Annotated in this window: 19 protein-coding genes; 18 read left to right on the forward strand and 1 reads right to left on the reverse strand. The window is 72.5% G+C overall.

Annotated features, from left to right (window positions below; all coding sequences use genetic code 11):
- Positions 1-242: 242 nt before the first annotated feature.
- From AB0K51_RS18770 to AB0K51_RS18850, 17 genes are all read left to right on the forward strand, one after another.
- Complete coding sequence (locus AB0K51_RS18770; RefSeq protein ID WP_363456344.1) at positions 243-521, forward strand: hypothetical protein; 279 nt, start codon at positions 243-245, stop codon at positions 519-521.
- A 160-nt stretch (positions 522-681) separates the two neighbouring features.
- A complete protein-coding gene (locus AB0K51_RS18775) occupies positions 682-2,109 on the forward strand; it encodes a phosphoadenosine phosphosulfate reductase family protein (protein WP_363456347.1) in 1,428 nt (475 codons plus the stop codon).
- 126 nt (positions 2,110-2,235) lie between these two features.
- The gene (locus tag AB0K51_RS18780) at positions 2,236-2,658 is read left to right on the forward strand and encodes a hypothetical protein (protein WP_363456350.1); all 423 of its coding nucleotides are present in this window, start codon (positions 2,236-2,238) and stop codon (positions 2,656-2,658) included.
- Positions 2,659-2,744: 86 nt separating this feature from the next.
- Positions 2,745-3,161 carry a hypothetical protein gene (locus tag AB0K51_RS18785; protein WP_363456353.1) on the forward strand — a complete coding sequence of 139 codons (417 nt, stop codon included), beginning with the start codon at positions 2,745-2,747 and terminating at the stop codon, positions 3,159-3,161.
- 138 nt (positions 3,162-3,299) lie between these two features.
- Positions 3,300-3,989 (forward strand): hypothetical protein, encoded by a 690-nt coding sequence (locus AB0K51_RS18790; RefSeq protein ID WP_363456356.1) that lies wholly within the window; start codon positions 3,300-3,302, stop codon positions 3,987-3,989.
- An 88-nt stretch (positions 3,990-4,077) separates the two neighbouring features.
- Positions 4,078-5,136 (forward strand): hypothetical protein, encoded by a 1,059-nt coding sequence (locus tag AB0K51_RS18795; RefSeq protein ID WP_363456358.1) that lies wholly within the window; start codon positions 4,078-4,080, stop codon positions 5,134-5,136.
- A gap of 136 nt (positions 5,137-5,272) precedes the next feature.
- Positions 5,273-6,088, forward strand: a complete 816-nt coding sequence (locus tag AB0K51_RS18800; protein ID WP_363456360.1) for a hypothetical protein — start codon at positions 5,273-5,275, stop codon at positions 6,086-6,088.
- A gap of 132 nt (positions 6,089-6,220) precedes the next feature.
- A complete protein-coding gene (locus AB0K51_RS18805; RefSeq protein ID WP_363456362.1) occupies positions 6,221-6,523 on the forward strand; it encodes a hypothetical protein in 303 nt (100 codons plus the stop codon).
- Positions 6,520-6,981, forward strand: coding sequence for a hypothetical protein (locus AB0K51_RS18810; protein ID WP_363456364.1), 462 nt, complete (start codon positions 6,520-6,522; stop codon positions 6,979-6,981). Before AB0K51_RS18805 ends, AB0K51_RS18810 begins: the two co-directional genes overlap by 4 nt.
- A gap of 106 nt (positions 6,982-7,087) precedes the next feature.
- Complete coding sequence (locus AB0K51_RS18815; RefSeq protein WP_363456366.1) at positions 7,088-7,471, forward strand: hypothetical protein; 384 nt, start codon at positions 7,088-7,090, stop codon at positions 7,469-7,471.
- Between the two features lie 111 nt (positions 7,472-7,582).
- A complete protein-coding gene (locus AB0K51_RS18820) occupies positions 7,583-8,113 on the forward strand; it encodes a hypothetical protein (protein ID WP_363456369.1) in 531 nt (176 codons plus the stop codon).
- Positions 8,110-8,613, forward strand: a complete 504-nt coding sequence (locus tag AB0K51_RS18825; protein ID WP_363456372.1) for a hypothetical protein — start codon at positions 8,110-8,112, stop codon at positions 8,611-8,613. Before AB0K51_RS18820 ends, AB0K51_RS18825 begins: the two co-directional genes overlap by 4 nt.
- 137 nt (positions 8,614-8,750) lie before the next feature.
- On the forward strand, positions 8,751-10,187 hold the full coding sequence (locus AB0K51_RS18830; protein ID WP_363456374.1) for a DNA cytosine methyltransferase: 1,437 nt from the start codon (positions 8,751-8,753) through the stop codon (positions 10,185-10,187).
- 155 nt (positions 10,188-10,342) lie between these two features.
- Positions 10,343-10,549: a hypothetical protein gene (locus tag AB0K51_RS18835; RefSeq protein WP_363456377.1), complete on the forward strand. Its 207-nt coding sequence runs from the start codon at positions 10,343-10,345 to the stop codon at positions 10,547-10,549.
- Positions 10,546-10,974, forward strand: a complete 429-nt coding sequence (locus AB0K51_RS18840) for a hypothetical protein (protein ID WP_363456380.1) — start codon at positions 10,546-10,548, stop codon at positions 10,972-10,974. The genes AB0K51_RS18835 and AB0K51_RS18840 overlap by 4 nt, the downstream gene beginning before the upstream one ends.
- A gap of 86 nt (positions 10,975-11,060) precedes the next feature.
- Positions 11,061-11,879, forward strand: coding sequence for a hypothetical protein (locus tag AB0K51_RS18845; RefSeq protein ID WP_363456383.1), 819 nt, complete (start codon positions 11,061-11,063; stop codon positions 11,877-11,879).
- A 223-nt stretch (positions 11,880-12,102) separates the two neighbouring features.
- Positions 12,103-13,518 (forward strand): hypothetical protein, encoded by a 1,416-nt coding sequence (locus tag AB0K51_RS18850; protein ID WP_363456385.1) that lies wholly within the window; start codon positions 12,103-12,105, stop codon positions 13,516-13,518.
- 51 nt (positions 13,519-13,569) lie between these two features.
- Here the strand turns inward: AB0K51_RS18850 and AB0K51_RS18855 are convergent, their stop codons facing one another.
- Positions 13,570-14,541 (reverse strand): hypothetical protein, encoded by a 972-nt coding sequence (locus AB0K51_RS18855; RefSeq protein ID WP_363456388.1) that lies wholly within the window; start codon positions 14,539-14,541, stop codon positions 13,570-13,572.
- Positions 14,542-14,717: 176 nt separating this feature from the next.
- On the opposite strand from AB0K51_RS18855, the gene AB0K51_RS18860 reads away from it, so the two are divergent.
- Positions 14,718-15,749 (forward strand): hypothetical protein, encoded by a 1,032-nt coding sequence (locus AB0K51_RS18860; protein ID WP_363456391.1) that lies wholly within the window; start codon positions 14,718-14,720, stop codon positions 15,747-15,749.
- The last annotated feature ends 182 nt before the right edge of the window (positions 15,750-15,931 follow it).

Raw genomic sequence — 15,931 nt, forward strand, 5'->3', positions numbered from 1 at the left:
CGCTCAAACGCCCCCCCCCCCCGGGGCCGCGTTTGCCGACCGGGGGGGGGGGGGGGGGGGGGGGGGGGGGCCCCCCCCCGGCCCCCCCCCACCCCCGCAGCCCCCGCCGCGCGGCGCAGCGGACCGACCGGTCGACGAAGCAGGGAAAGGCGCTCGACATTCGTGGACTAACTCTGATACAGTTCTCTCATTGGAGGCCGGGCGGATCGCCCCCGACTCCGCCGAACCGAAACGAGGACGCCATGGACAACCCCGCAGAGCCTGACGCCGCCTTCGAGCCGGACGTCGACCTGGACGAACTCGGCACCACGCAACTGCACGCCGTCATGGTGGAAGCCGTGCGGACCCTGCCCGAGGACCACCCGGTCACCCAGGTGTGGCAGCGCCTGGACGACATCCTCACGGCGGGCGGCATCGAGTGCCTTCCCGACGCCTGGGACAACCTCCCCTTCTGCCAGCACGCCACCCAGGAGGAGGCCGATCGCTGCTGCCTGGCGCTGCCCGACCCGGCGGCGCACTGATGCGCGGGGCCGTCGGCGCGAACCGGCGCCGGCGGCCCCGGACGGCAACTGCGGCGGCGGTCGCGCCTGGCAGCGCGGTCTCCGCCGATCCCTTCGGACCATCCGGCGGCACCACGGCCTGTCGGGCCTGCGGTGCCGCCCGCACGGGAGGACCATCCGCATGACGAACCAACTCGCCCTGTTCGAGGCGCCGGCGCCGGTGGCGGCCGGGCGCCCGTGCCTGGGCGCGGCGCTCCCGCAGGCCAAGCGGGCGCCCCGGACCCGCCTGGCCCGGATCGGGGAGGCCCTGGAATGGGCCTCCCGGCTGATCGCCGAACACGGGCTCTCGCCGGACAGCTGCGCCGAACCGCCGCCCGCGCCCACCGGCACCGGTGCCCGCTCCCGGCTGCCGGAACACGGGGCCCTGCACCCGGTGGGGGCGATCTTCCTGGCCGCGCACGCGGCCGAGACGCCCCGGCGGCCGGTGGAGGACCCGGTGCGGGCGGGTGCTGTGGCGGACCGGGTATGGGCGCGCTGCGACGAGGCGCTGCGCTTCCTGGCCGACCGCCTTGACCCGGCGCTGGGCCGCGGGGCGGTCGAGCGGATCGCCGGGTGGGTGGCGCAGCCGGGGGTCGGGCTGCGGGAGGTGCTGGCGGAGCTGGCGCGGGCGGCGCGCAAGGCCCGGCCGCTGCCGAAGGTGCCGGTCGGGTACGTCGAGTTCAACCCGGCGCGCCACGGGCCGGAGGGGTACGACTGGATCGTGGTCGCGTCGAGCGGGGGCAAGGACTCGCAGGCGATGCTGGACGAGGTGGTGCGCAGCACCGACGCGGCCGGGGTGCCGCGCGACCGGATCGTGGTGGTGCACAACGACCTGGACGTGACCGACTCCGGGGAGAGCATCGAGTGGCCGGGCACGATGGAGCTGGCCAGGGAGCAGGCCGAGCACTACGGGCTGCGGTTCGTGACGCTGCGCCGGCCGCAGGGCGGGCTGTGGCGGCAGTTGCTCCAGCGGCGCATGTGGCCGTCGAGTTCGGCCAGGTGGTGCACAAGTGATCAGAAGTCGGCGCAGGCCCTGAAGCTGCTGACCGCGCTGGTGAAGGAGTCGCGGCGGGCGGGGGTGCGGGGCCGGCCGGTGCGCATCCTGTACTGCCTGGGGCTGCGGGCGCAGGAGTCGGCGGGCCGGGCCGGGAAGGCGCCGATCGCGGTCGACCGCTCCGCCTCCAACGGGCAGCGGACCGTGGTGCGGTGGCACCCGATCCACGACTGGAGCGAGCGGCAGGTGTGGGAGCGGATCGCCGAGACCGGGGTCCGGTACCACTGGGCCTACGACGCGGGCATGGAGCGCCTGTCCTGCTCGCTGTGCGTGCTGTCGAGCGGGAAGGACCTGGTGTGCGCGGCGCGGCTACGCCGGCCGCTGGCGGTCGAGTACGCCGGGGCGGAGGCGGAGATCGGGCACCGCTTCCAGGACAAGCGGTCGATGGCCGACGTCCTGGCGGAGGCCGACCGGCTGAACGCGGCCGAGGGCGAGCTGCACTGGGAGCGCGGGGACGCGCTACGCCGCCATGTCGGGGAGGCAGCAGCCGCCGCGTACCTAGCCCTGGCCGCGTAAATCACCCCACGAAATGAGCAAGGTGTGATATAGTTCTCTTGTTGGCGGGCGGAGGGGGCGGCTCCCCCTCCGCCCGCCGACACCCCTTCGAACCAGCAGCGGCCCCAGCCGCAGAACGGAGCCCCCGTGAACCAGCCCACCCCTAAGAGCCCTGCCGACGCACCGGCCGGGTCCCAGGATGCCGAGACGGCGGAGGTCGCCGCGCTTCGCGCCCTGGCCGCTTGGGGCATCACCGCCTACACCGACGACGAGAGCATGATCGGCGGCTCCAGGAACTCATGGGTGGTGGTCGACTACGACCAGACCCGCCCGGACTCACCGTGCGAGCCGGACGGCCCTTACGCCGTGCTCTACCTCTACAGCGACGCCGACGGGGAGGAGATCACCGTCGAACGGGCTCCGCGCCCCGGCGACGCTTGGCACGCGCACAGGGGAGACGGAACCGGCGCCGAGTACGACCTGCTGGCGCGCCCCGCCGACCGACTCGGCGAGTGCATCGACGCCATCGCCGAGTGGATCACTGCGCCGCCAATCGTGACTCAAGCATGATGCAGTTCTCTCATTGAGAGGCTGGGGTGACTCCCGCCCGCGCCCATTCGAACCAGCAGCAGCCCAGACCACAGAACGGAGCCCCCGTGAACCAGCCCACCCCCGCCGACGCCTCCACTTACCCGAACGTCACCCCTCCGAGGAAGATCAACGGTTGCGACGTCATCGCCGTCGTCGACGGGGCCAGCATCATCGAGCACCCGCGAGGGTTCATGGTGTACCGCGTCGTCCGGATCGGAACCCGCGCAACCCACGAGGGCGCCGCCGCGCTGGCGCGGAAGACGAAGCCGGCGGCGGAGCAGGCGACCACCGGCACCGAGACCGCGGCATGGTGCCAGCACCGCGAGCACGCGCTCGTCACCTACAACCCCGAGCTGGACATGTCGCTCTGCCGCTGCGGCGAGCGCCAGGAGTCCGGCGAGCAGCCGATGGACTGGGGGGCGAAGCGGGAGATCTTCCATTCCTGCCAGCAGGACGGGCCGTGCCGCTGCTACCTGCCGTGAGACCGGGGCGGCGGCACCGCCGCCCCGCAACACCTCCTCCAGACTTTCGTCGACGAAACCAGCCGAGGCGGCACCGCGGCTCCGCACCATCCCCCTTCGAACCCACCGGCGGCCGAGCAGCCCCGGAGAGGAGCACCCATGTCCGGATTCCCGCGCGCCCGGATCGCGGAACTCGTCGCCCTGCTGGGCGCACCGTGGCGACTGGACAACTGCCCGTACAAGCGGGACGACGAGTGGCAGTTCGTGACGGACGGTCGCGGCCGGGGCTTCTGGCTGCGCATCGACCGCCGCCAGCTGGACCGGGAGCCGGCGAATCCTCACGGCTACCGGGTGACCGTCCGGGGTCGGTACCCGAAGATCCCGGGCCACTTCTTCAGCGACAAGGGTCGCCCCGAGATCGGGTTCGACCTGTCACGCCCGCTGGGAACGCTGGCCAAGGACATGCGGCGGCGGTTCCTGCCTCAGTTCGAGGCGGCCTACTCCCGGGCCGTGGACGAGCTCCACGCCCGGACCTCCGCCGCAGAGAAGCGCGCGGCGGTGGCCAGGGCGCTGCTGGACCGCTTCCCGCAGCGGGGCTGGGAGGGGGAGGTGCGCGCCGGGGTGCACCGGGTGTGCGTCGACCTGGAGCCGCACCCGGGGGCGAGCGCCGAGCTGGAGATCAGGCAGGCCGGCGAACTGGTGGACGTCCAGCTGCGCAACGTCGACCCGAGGGATCTCGACGTGCTGTGGGCGCTGTTCGAGCACCGGCAGGCCGAGCGGATCGCGGCGGCGTACGGCACGCCCGCCTCCGTGGACCTGACCACGCTCGACACCGTGGCTTCCGCATGATATAGTTCTCTTGTTGGCAGGCGGTGGGGGTGGCTCCCCACCGCCGGGCCGACACCCCTTCGAACCAGTCCGATCCGAGGAGCTGACCATGCCGCGCAGCACCGCCCCCGCCGCCGAACCTCAGACCACCCCCGCCGAGAAGGCGTCCGAGCCGCCCCGGCCGACGTACGCGGTGCTGAACGCGGTGATCTCCGACGGCCGGGGCGGGGAGGAGGTGCTGCGCCTGGCGATGCCGTCCGAGCCGTTCGGCACCGCCGCCTGGCAGATGTGGACGGTCGGCCTGTACCTCGCCCGCCTGCACCGCCACCAGGTCCAGCCCAGCGCGGCGACTCTGCACGCCCACCTGACGTCCGGCGTGGTGCCGTTCCCCACGCCGACGATCGGGTTCCCGTACGGGCCGCTGCACGACTCCCGCCCGACCCTGATCCTCGACCTGGAGCTCGGCCCGCTGGACGCCAGCGGCTGGCCGAAGACCTCCCTGGTCGTGGTCGAGCAGGACACCAAGCCCTACGGCGGCTTCACCCGCCCCCGACGCTTCCGCACCCTGCGGGCCACCGTGAAGGCCGTCCGGGAGGAACTCGACGACGAGTGCTCGCGCCTGGCCGGACAGAAGGAGCAGCGGGAGCTGTTCGCGTTGGCGGTCAAGCTCTGCGAGCAGGCCGGCACGATCCAGCAGCGGGCGCTGGAGAGCGCGTCCCCGCTGCTCGGTGGGGCCGTCCGGGAGGGCATGCAGGCCGAAGGGGAGGAGCGGGAGCGGCTGCTGCTGGAGCTGGAGGAGTTCTGCGGTCAGGACGCGCCACTGCCCGACGACGCGGCCTCGGAATCCCCGGTGCAGACCGTCACCGGGCACCTTGAGCGGGCTTCGGAGGCGCTGGCGGACGGTACCGCCCGGCTGTACATCCGGCTGGCCGGGGCTTGTGGCACGGCATCCTGGCGCGCGGACCGGCCCTCCGTGGTGATCTGCACCGCCCGGGGCGCGGCGGCGCGGGCGGTGCTGGCACTGAAGCCCGAGGCGGCCGTGGTCGTGGTCGGCCGGGCAAGCACGGCCGTCTACCAGCACGCGGGGGACATCCGGCGCCGGACCGACACCTTCGAGGTGCTCCACATCGGCGTGGACCTCGCGGCCGAGGCTCCCGCGGCGGCCTGACGACCACCGCTCCACCCGGCCGGTGCGGCACCCGCCCGCACCGGCCCCTCTCCGCACCCCCGGGCGGCGTCCGGCCCGGCCGTTCGGCGCGCCTTCGACGCCCCCGCGAACCCGCCCCCTCCCGAAGGAGGACGCCATGAGCCCGTCCGCCCCCGCCATTGCCGACCGCACCACGTTCTTCCTCGGCGCCCCGCCTTCTTGGGCCAAGGACTCCCCGGTCCCGCTGATGCTCTCGGTGAACGCCCTGGCCAGGTACCGCAGCCGGGGCGAGCGGTTCCCGTCGGCCCGGTGCCTGTGGGCGCTGGACAGCGCCGGGTTCTCGCAGATCGGCGAGCACGGGGAGTTCCTGCTGGACCCCGACGAGTACGGCGGCATGGTCTACCGGCTGATGGACGACTTCGGCGCCCCGCCGGTGTTCGCGTCGGTGCAGGACTGGATGACCGAGCCGCAGATCCTCGCGCGCAGCGGGTTCGGGCTGCGCCGGCACCAGGAGTTCACGGTCGACTCGTACCTGTACCTCACGGAGCAGTTCGACCGGGCCCCGTGGATTCCCATCCTGCAGGGCCAAAGCGTGGAGGACTACGTCGAGCACTGCCGGATGTACGAGCGGGCCGGGGTCGACCTGGCCCAGGCGTTCCGGGTCGGGGTGGGATCGGTCTGCCGCCGCCAGGGCACCCGGGCCACCGGCCACATCCTGGCCACCCTGGCCGGCCGCGGGTACGCCCTTCACGGCTTCGGCATCAAATCGGATGGTTTGGACCGTTACGGTCACCACCTCGCCAGCGCGGACAGCTATGCCTGGTCATTCGGGGCGCGGCGGCGCAACATCCGGCTGGCCGGCTGCACGCACCGGGGCGTCGACTGCCGCAACTGCCGGACCTACGCCATGGCGTGGCGCAGCGAGGTGGTCGACAAGCTGAGGACTCCGAAGCAGTTGACCCTGGCCGTGTGACGGCACCACCAGGGCGGAGCGGAATTGCGCTCGCATTCATGGCTTAGACATGATATAGTTCTCTAGTTGGCCAAGGGTGGCACCACCTCCGCCCGACCCCTTCGACCGATCCGACCCACCCCCGGAGAAGCCGTGAAGACAAGACCGATCACCTGCGATTCCTACGCCTACACCCGCCGGCGGGGCGCTTGCGGCTCGCTCGCCGTCAGGCTGCTCACCGTCACGTTCGAGGAGCGCCGCACCCAGCGGCTTCGCCCGTGCGACCGCCACGCCGACGGCGCGTACGAGGACTTGGCGGACCGCCTGTTCGCCTACCTGCGCCACACCGGCGTGACCGAGAGCAAGATCCACCAGAAGACCGAGGCCGTACCGCCCGCAACGGGGGCGGCCGACGCCGCACACAAGAGCCACCGACCCGGAACGGGAGCACCGTGAACACCACCGACACCGCCGACCTCGACGGCCGCGACACCGAGTACCTCGCCGCCTTCTGCTCCGGCGCCCTGATGGAGGCCGTGTGGTGGGAAGCGCGGCCCACCCCCGGCGACCTGGACACCACCCCGGGCCGGGAGTGGGAGGACGTCGAAGTCCTCGACCTCACCCTGGAGAGCCTGCCCGCCGAGCAGGGCCGGCAGCTGCTCGCCGCCGCCGTCCGGTTCGTCGACGCCCACCCCGAACTCGCCGCCTTCGACCTCGACCCCGTGGACGTCGGCAGCGCATGGTGGATGGCCCACCGCGGACCTGACGGCATGCCCGGGCTCGACTTCCGGACCTTCAAGGCCGCCATCCCCCCGGAACTCCGGGACCGCATGAACGACCACGCCCGGCAGGACCCCTGCCAGTTCGGCTCCGTGGAGCTGGACGAGGCCACCGGCAAGGTGCGCTTCACCTGATCAACACGCTTGCGTGCGTGAATGAGAGCTGATATAGTTCTCTCATTGGGCGGATGGCTCCGCCCGAACCCTTCGAACCGCTACGACCTCCACAGGAGCACTGACCATGTCCGACCAGACCGTCGAGGCCACCCGCGCCTTCATCGCCACCGCCACCGCCGAGCAGGTGGAGCTCATCGCGGCGGCGCTCCGCTCGCGGCGCCTCACCCTGCGCCCCGCCCCCGCCGACGCGGCGGCCACTCGAACGTCGTCCCTGGTGCAGATCGCCCGCCCCGGCGACCGGGTGAAGATCGACCGGATCCGGCCGCAGTACCTCAAGGGCCTGACCGGCACGGTGATCCACGTCCGCGTGAGCCGCGTGAACATCGAGCTCGACGCCGAGTCCACCCGGAAGCTGGCCGCCACGAAGCAGACGCGCTTCGAGATCCCGGCGGGGGCGACCTCCTACGTGATCGAGGGCGTCCACCCGAGCTCCTACGACATCCTCTGACGGCGCATCGGGAGGCCCGGCCGGATTCCCCGCCCGGGCCCCCTCGCGGGGCGGCGGCCCACGCCGCCGCCCCGGCACCCCGCCGGACCCACCGAGAGGAAGCGCTACGCCATGACCATCTCACCGCCGCCCAACCCGCACGACGAGCCAGCCCGCCACCTCTACGCCCGGCGCCGGCTCTACGAGCTGGACCCCAGCCCCGCCACCCAGACCGATCTCGCCGACGCCCTGGCCTTCGACGCCGCGTACGTGGTGCGCTCCGCCTGGAGCGACGCCCGCCAGATCGACGTCGTCCTGCGCGACGGCAGCCGGTTCGGCCCGCAGCCCGCCTTCGCCGAGCTCCGCTCCCAGAGCGCTGTGCTGGTCGCCCCGACCCAGCTCCGCTACCTGTGGCCGGAGGACGGGCGGGCGCTCGCGGACGCCCTGCAGTCGCTGTACGCCGCCGTCGAGCTGGCCGGCCGCAACGAAGGCGACCCGGAGTCGTGGGCCGCCCGGTTCGCCGCCGCCAGCACGGCACCGGCCGCCGCCGACAGGCCGTGGAACATCGCCGGGGTGGCCGACCACCCGGGCCGGTACACCCTGACGCTCCCCCCGCCGCAACGCCCCGCTGCGCCCAGCCAGACATCCGGGGGCACGTCGTGAACACCCTCACCAGGGACCTCCCCTGGCGCGGCGCCCGAGCGATCATTTCGGTGCCGCCCGCCGCCGAGCAGCTGGACCGGATCACCGCCTGGTCGACGGTCCACGTGGAGTACCGCATCCCCCTGGTGCTGGAGTTCTCGCACGAGCGGTCGCCGACGGGCGGCGCCTGGCCCCTGGCGTGGGCCCGGAGTCGGGATGGCGCCCGGGCCGACAGTGCCTCGGCCCGCAAGGCGCTCCAGGTGCTGCCGCCACTGATCGCGGACGCGCTCGCCAACCCCGAGCTTGAGGACGACCTGACGCGGATGCGGGAGGAGTCGCTGCGCATCCAGGCCGGCCACGCCTACGGGCGGGTGATGCAGGCCAGGCGGGAGAGCACCGAGGCGGCCCGGAAGCTACGCAAGGCCGACGCGGAATACCGCGCATTCGGCCGGACGGAGCTGGAGGGCATCGAACTGCACCGCTCGGCCGAAGCACGCCTGCGGGCGGTATGGGGCCGTTGACCGGCGGCCCCAGGACGGCAAACCCGCTTCCATTCGGGCATGAAGCCTGATATAGTTCTCTTGTTGGCAGGCGGTGGGGGTGGCTCCCCGCCGCCGGGCCGACACCCCTTCGAACCTTCCGACAGGAGACACAGCCCATGACGCTCAAGGTGTTCGACGAGTTCGCCGGCGCTGGCGGTACGAGCCAAGGCGTGCACGCCGTCCCCGGGACGGAGCTGATCCTCGCGGCCAACCACAACCCGCAGGCGGTCGCCACACACGCGGCGAACTTCCCGCACGTGGAGCACTTCGTCGAGGACATCGCCCGCACCGACATCACCAAGTTCCCCTCCGCCGACGTCTTCTGCTCCTCCCCCAGCTGCCCGCCGTGGGCCGACGCCCGCGGCCAGCGCCGGGACTTCGACAAGTCGACCCAGGGCGTGCTGTTCGGGGAGAAGGAGCCGGACCCCATGATCAAGCGGGCCCGGGCTCTGATGGAGGAGGTCCCCCGGTACCTGCGGGCGATGAACCTGCGCGGCACCCCGGTCCTGGTCGGCATGGTCGAGAACGTGATCGAGGTCCGCAAGTGGGCCGAGTGGGACCGCTGGATCAGGGAGATCAAGGCGGAGGGCTACGAGGTGAAGGTGATCGCCTTCAACTCCTCGCACGCCCGGCCGGTGCGCTGCCTGCCCGCTCCGCAGTCCCGCGATCGGGCTTACGTGGCCTACTGGCACAAGAAGCTCGGCCGCCGGCCCGACTGGGACAAGTGGCTGCGCCCCCGCGCTTACTGCCGCGCCTGCGACAAGATGGTCGACGCTCTGCAGGTCTTCAAGAAGCCCGGCGACGACATGGGCAGCTACGGCCGCCACGGCCAGTACTACTACCGCTGCCCCAGCTCGGCCTGCCGTCACAGCATCGTCGAGCCGGAGGTCCTGGGCGCCGACAGCATCATCGACTGGAGCACCCCCGGCACCCGGGTCGGTGACCGCTCCGAGCCCCTGGCCGACGCGACCCTGGCCCGCATCCTGGCCGGGCTGCGCAAGTACCGGCCCCAGCCGGTCGCCGAGGCCGAGGACGCGCTGCTCGCCGCTCCGACCGGCCCCGCGCAGCCGGAGCTGGGCTGGGAGCCGTTCATCGTGCCGCTGCGCGGCGGGGGCGACAAGGGGCGCTTCCGGCCGGTGACGGTGCCGCTGACCACGGTGACCGCGAGCGGCAACCACCATGGCCTGGTCACCGCACCGAACGAGCAGATCCAGCGGCTGCTGGTGCCGTACTACACCAACGGCCGGGCCCGGCCCGTCACCGACCCGGTGGGCACCATCACCACCAAGGACCGGTGGTCGCTGATCACCCACCAGCTCCTGGACGGCTGCGAGATCGACCTCGACGACGTCCTGTTCAGGATGCTGACGCCCCGGGAGATCGGCCGGGCCATGGCGTTCGGCCACGACTACGTCGTGCTGGGCTCCGCCAAGGACCAGGTCCGCCAGTACGGCAACGCGGTCACCCCGCCCGTCGCCGAGCTCATCATCTCGGCCCTGGTCGAAGCCGTCACCGGCGAGCCGCTCCGGCGCGACCTCGCGCTCGCGGCCTGACCCGCACCGCCCCGGCCGGGGGCGAAGGCTGCAACCAGCCCTTCGCCCCCGGGCCCACCGGCCTGCGGCGCCGATCCCCGCAGCACCGACCACCCACTTCCGCCGGGGGCGGCCCGCACCGCCGCCCCCGGCCCAGCCCGACAGAACGGAGCACCATGACCCAGCAAGCCCCCGAGGCGGCCGATCTGACCGCCGCCGTCGCCCTGCTCCACTCCCGACTCTCCGGCATGCAGGCCGCGGAGGGATACCTCAACGGCGGCGACACCGCAGGCATCGTCGACGAGTGGTTCACCGAGATCGGGATGCCCCTGCCCGACGTCCCCGAGGACGGCGGGGACAACGACGACCAGGAGGAGCGGTGACCCGGCGCCGGGCCGCCGCCCGGCGAAAGGCGGCGCCCGGCCCACCCCCGGCCACCGAGCGGGCGGTCGCCGATGTCCTGGCCGCCAAGGGATGGCAGCCGGCACCGGCGCCCGAGGACTGCGGCCCGGACGACGAAGGCGACTTCGCGCTGCGCGAAGAGCCGGCAACCGAGGAGCGCCCGTACGACAGCGTCGTGCTGTGGTGCCTCACCGACAACTTCGTCAGCACCCTGGCCGCGATGATCGGGGTGCTGGAGGAGTCCGGCTACACCGCCGAGGACGCCCCGGACGTCGACAGCGTCCGCGTCCGGCCCGCCACCGCCAGTGAGACGAGCGAACGCGAGGCGCTGGCCCGCGAGCGGCTCGCCCCGCTGGCCGCGCTGCTGCTCCCCGAGCCGTCCGCCGGCCCCGACACCCTGTTCTGAGCCGCACCACACCCGTGCCGTGCCGACGGCTGGCCCCGTCGGCACGGTCCCCCTTCGAACCGAGATCCCACCAAGGAGACAAAGTCATGCGCCTGACAACTCAGTTCCGCGCCGCCGAGGAACTCGCCGCCGCCACCGCCAGCCACCTGCCCACCCGGGCAGGCAGGTCCTGGCACCCGGCGCCGGGCGCCGAGCTGGACGGCCTGGCCGCGGCAGGGCTGACCGACGGCACCCGCACCCTGCTGCTCACCACCAGCCCCTGCGGCACGGTCAAGATGGCGGCCTGGCCCGCCGGCTGCGCCCCGCTGAAGGCCGCCGCCGTCCCCGGCCGCCGCGTCCACCCGCGCCATCTCGCCGCAGCCGCGGCCCGCCACCACCTGCCCGCCGCCGACCGGGCGACCCTCGCCGCCGGACCGGGCACCGACGGCTTCGCCCGCCGGCGGGAGCTCCGGTACGAGCTGTGCTCCAGCCCCCTCGCCCCCGAGCGCCGCGCCGTCACCGACACCGAGGCCGGCGACTTCAAGGTCTGCTGGAACCTGGACGGCACCCGGATCACCGCGGCCCCCTCCGGCGACCACGCCGTCGTCGTCCGGGCCGAGCGCCTCCGACTCCCCTACGCCGAGCGCCTGCTGCGCCTGGCCCTGGACGGCCGGTCCGCCGACGACCCCACCGCCGGAGTCTGCGGGGCAGCCGCCCGGCGCCTGGCCGCGGCCTGGCCGCTGCTCCCCACCAACACCCAGGCCGCGGGCACCACCCGGCTCACCTCCCGCACCGGCCTGCCGCACGCGCCGCACGCGGAGATCACGCTCGCCCCGGGCCTGGGCGGCGCCGACAGCGCACGAGTCGACCTGCGCCTGCGCGGCGGCACCGACCTTGCCCTGCTCGCGCTGGCCGCGCTGCGCTGAACACCCCGGGGCGGCGGCCAGCCGGCGCCACCGCCCCGCACCCCCCGCACCAGCGGAACAGCTGGAATCCATGCAGGTCAGGAGGCAAATCCCGCACCCATCATGCCCATGAGCTGATATACTTCTCTAGTTGGTCCGGTTGGCGCCGGACCTCCCCCTTCGAACCGGCCGGGCACCTCGGCGGCAGCCGCCGCCCGGAGTCCCCTCACCATGTGGAGCGCCGATGTCCATCAGTCAGCTCACGCTGTTCGCCCCCGAGAACGCCTTCCCCGAACCTGCGCCCTGCGACACGACCGTCCTGTGCTGGGGGCTCGGCGCGGACTCCACCGCGATCCTGGTCCGCATGCTGGAGGACCCGGTGGCCTTCGGGCTCCGCCCCGACCTCTCGGACTTGATCGTGATCAACGCCGTCACGGGAATGGAGTGGTCCGACAGTGTCGAGCTGGCCGAGCGGTACATCCTCCCGCTGCTGCGCGCCAAGCGCGTCCGGCTGGTCCAGATCGCCCGCGGCGGCCACTCGATCGCCAAGGACGGCATCGAGATCCTGACCGACACCCGCACCCCGACCACGATCCGCACGAGCGGGGAGTGGAGCCTGCTGCTCGACCTGCAGCTGTCCGGCACCATCCCGATGCGCGGGGGCGCCAGGCTGTGCTCCGTGCACAGCAAGGGAGAGCCGCTGGACCTGTGGTTCGAGCTGTACCTCACCGGTAGCTACCGCCACATCATCGGTTTCGAGGCCGGCGAGACCGGGCGGGCCCGCGTCGACACGTCCTACGGCAAGACCGGCCGCAACCCCTGGTATCCGTTGATCAACTGGGGTTGGGATCGACCGAAGCTGCTGTCCTACCTGCGGGAACGCTTCGGTGTGACATGGCCCAAGAGCTACTGCTGGGCCTGTCCGTACCCGACGTCCGCCGGATCGCTGCCGGACCACATGGCCCGCGCCGCACTCTTCCCCGAGCAGATCGTGGAGGCCGCGCTGCTGGAGTACACCGCCCAGGCCCTGAACCCCCTTTTCACGCTCTACGCCAACTCCTCGCTGCGCCAGCAGCTTCACCTGGCCGGCAACACCCGGGCGCTCGACCTCCTGGCCGCCCGCCTGGACGCCGAGCCGTGGAGCGTCTATGAGGTGCGGCGCGTGCTCACCCCGGGCCGCTCCGCATGGTGCCGGAGCTGGCACGGGCCGCGCTGCGCGGCCTGCCTCGCCTACGAGCTGCAGCACGGCGAGCCGCGCCCGCGGTGCAAGGCGTGCCGCGGCCTGCCCAAGCAGTCGTGCACCCGGCGGGTTCCCGGCTGCTACGACCCGCAGCGCAAGGGGACGGTGTGGCGCTCGGTCCGCCGGGTCGGGATGCTCCCCCGGCACCTGGCGAAGGCCTCGCTCGACCGCTTCGCCTCCGTCCCAGGCCGGGAGCTGGCGCACACCGCGAGCGTCGTCGACGGCTACGCCTTCGGTTTCGACCGGGTGGTCACCCTTCAGCGAGGTGAGCACTTCCCCGCGGTCGAGCAGCAGTTCGTCACCGCCCCGGCCAGCGTGCCCAGCAAGGCACGCGATGGCTTCGAGACGGCGTGGAGGTCGGCGCGGGCCGCTGCGCCGTCGGCCCCCGCGCCGGGTGCGGCGCTGCTGCCGGTCGCCTGAAGCGGCGTCGGGCCGGACGGCTCCTCCAGCCGTCCGGCCCGACGCCGTTCGTCAGCTCTCACCCAGGTCGGCGGCCACCGCCTGCTGCACGAGGCTCCCGGTCAGCGTGGCCACGGTCGCGGTGCCGCGCTTGCTCGCGGTGGTCTCCGGCGGGAGGGCGCGCACCACCACGACGTGCACGCGCACGTCGGCGATCTCGAAGTAGGGCGGCCAGAAGCCGGCAGGGCCGTCGCCGTCGACCTTCAGGACGCGGTCGGTGAGGTTGAAGACGACCAGGTAGCCGGTGTGCTTGCCGTGGTCGACCGCGTATTCGTAGACCTGGCGGACGCCCTTCGCGAGGTACTTCAGGTCGTTCTTGAACAGCTTGCCGTCCAGGACGATCGGGTCCCAGGTGTCGAGCTCGCCGACCAGGTCCGGTTCCCCCGAGGCGGAGCGGACCTTCGCGTAGGTGACGTACTCGCCGTCCAGGAACAGGAACTTCTGCAGGTGGTCGTTGTAGAGCTCCTCGCCGGTGGTGGTGCGGGTCAGGTACTCGACATGGAGTGCGTCCCGCTCGAAGGTCTCGGTGACGTAGAGGTAGCGGCGCAGAGCGTGGGTCACGCTGCTGCGGCGCTGCAGCTGCTCCAGGAGCCAGACGAACAGGGGGGTGAAGGCGTCGTTGGCCATCTGCCGGATCCAGGTGTCGATGTCTCCGCCCGTGCGGCCGAAGATGTCGACGGCCTTGTTCTCGGCCTCGTCGGCGCGCAGGCTGCTCAGCAGCTCCCAGCCGAGCAGCGCCCGGCCCTCTTCCGTGGCCGTCGGCCAGACGACGCCGAGTTCGTCCTCGCACTCCCGGAGCCACTGGTCCACCGGCGGCGGTTCCTCGATCCGGCGGGCTTCGTCGAGGATGCCGACCAGGGCCGGCTGCTTGCGAATCCAGGCTGCCGCGTACTGCACCTCCTGGCCGAAGTTCTGGCGCCTGGCCTGGGTGACCAGGTTGTGACGCTGGATGAGGCCGTTCTGGAGGTTCTCGTTGAGGCGCATCGCGTTGTCCTTCCACCGACTTCGACCCGACGAGAATGGCAGAAGTCCGAGCCGTTCGATCACGGCAGGTCAGAGCCCTGACGGGAGGCGCGAAGGGGGTGGCGGGCGCGGTTCCGGCGACGGTGTGCAGAAACAACGAGTACCGATCATGGTTTTAGTGCGATACCGTTGTCTTGTTGCCACCTGATCGGGCCGGCCCCACCCGCTACTTCACCGAGGACTTCGACATGATCCCCGCCAACCGCACCACCGCCGACACCCCCCGGGCCGCATCCCTCATGGGCGTCAGCACGGGTACCTTCACCAACACCCGCCGCTGGGAGAAGCTCCGCGCCCAGCCGATCAGCCGGCCCGGCGCCAAGACCCGCTTCTGGGACGAGGAGCAGCTGCTCGCCGCGGTCGAGGAGCGCGAGATCCCGCTGATCACGCCGGCGAACCCCGACGAGGTGTACAACCTGGCAGTCGAGGACGAGTCGGTACTGGAGCTGCTGCGCGACTTCCTCACCGGCTACCTCACCGGCTCGGGCAGCTCGGCCCCGGTGGCCGACGGCGCCCGGATCGCGCCGGCCGCGGACACGGGCTTCGACCGGGTCGAGGTGTTCAGCGTCTTCGCCGCCGACGAGGTGCCCGAAGCCGCGGAGGACGCGGTCGTCGACGTGAACGTCAAGCTGGTCGCGTACAACGAGAAGGGCGCCTGGCCGTTGAACGCCCAGCTGCGCCTGGAGTTCACCGGCGGCCGTTGGGTCGTCGCCGCCCTGGCGCGCGAGGACGAGGACGACCTGTTCGACCTCGAGGAGGCCTACCTCCTGGTGCCGGAGGACCGCCGGCCCACCATCTCGACCTGGCGGACCTACGCCACCTCCACCAACCGGAAGAGCGCGAGGCTCACCTCCATCCCGGAGGCCGACACGGTGGTCCACGGCGTGAAGCACTGGAAGCGCTCGACCATCACCAATTGGGACCAGCACGAGCGGTTCCTCCTCGGAGAGGCAAAGGCCGGAGGCCGGCCCGTGGGTGTCGTCGAGACCGCGCCCCGCCCCCGAACCGCGCCCCGGCACGTGCTGGCGGCCGAGCGCCGGGCCAAGGTGCAGAAGATGTTGGCCGAGGACCCGAATGTGTCGCCCGCAGCGGTCGGTGAGGCGCTCGGCGTCAGTGCCGAGCGGGGCCGGCAGCTGCTCAACGAGGTCAAGGGCGGCTCGGGCCAGTGATTCCTTGATGCCCCGTCAAGGGTGGGCATCAAGGAATCCGCCGTCGCCGACAGGCCGTCAAGGCACCGCCGACTACGCCTTGACGTGCGACGTTATCGAATCGTGCCCTACGCCCGTACCTCCATCAAGGGGTGCGTCAAGGAGTCCGGGGTTGTCTGTGCCGACCGCACACGCGCCTGAGA

Origin of the sequence: Kitasatospora sp. NPDC049285 (assembly GCF_040678815.1) — a bacterium.
GTDB lineage: Bacteria > Actinomycetota > Actinomycetes > Streptomycetales > Streptomycetaceae > Kitasatospora.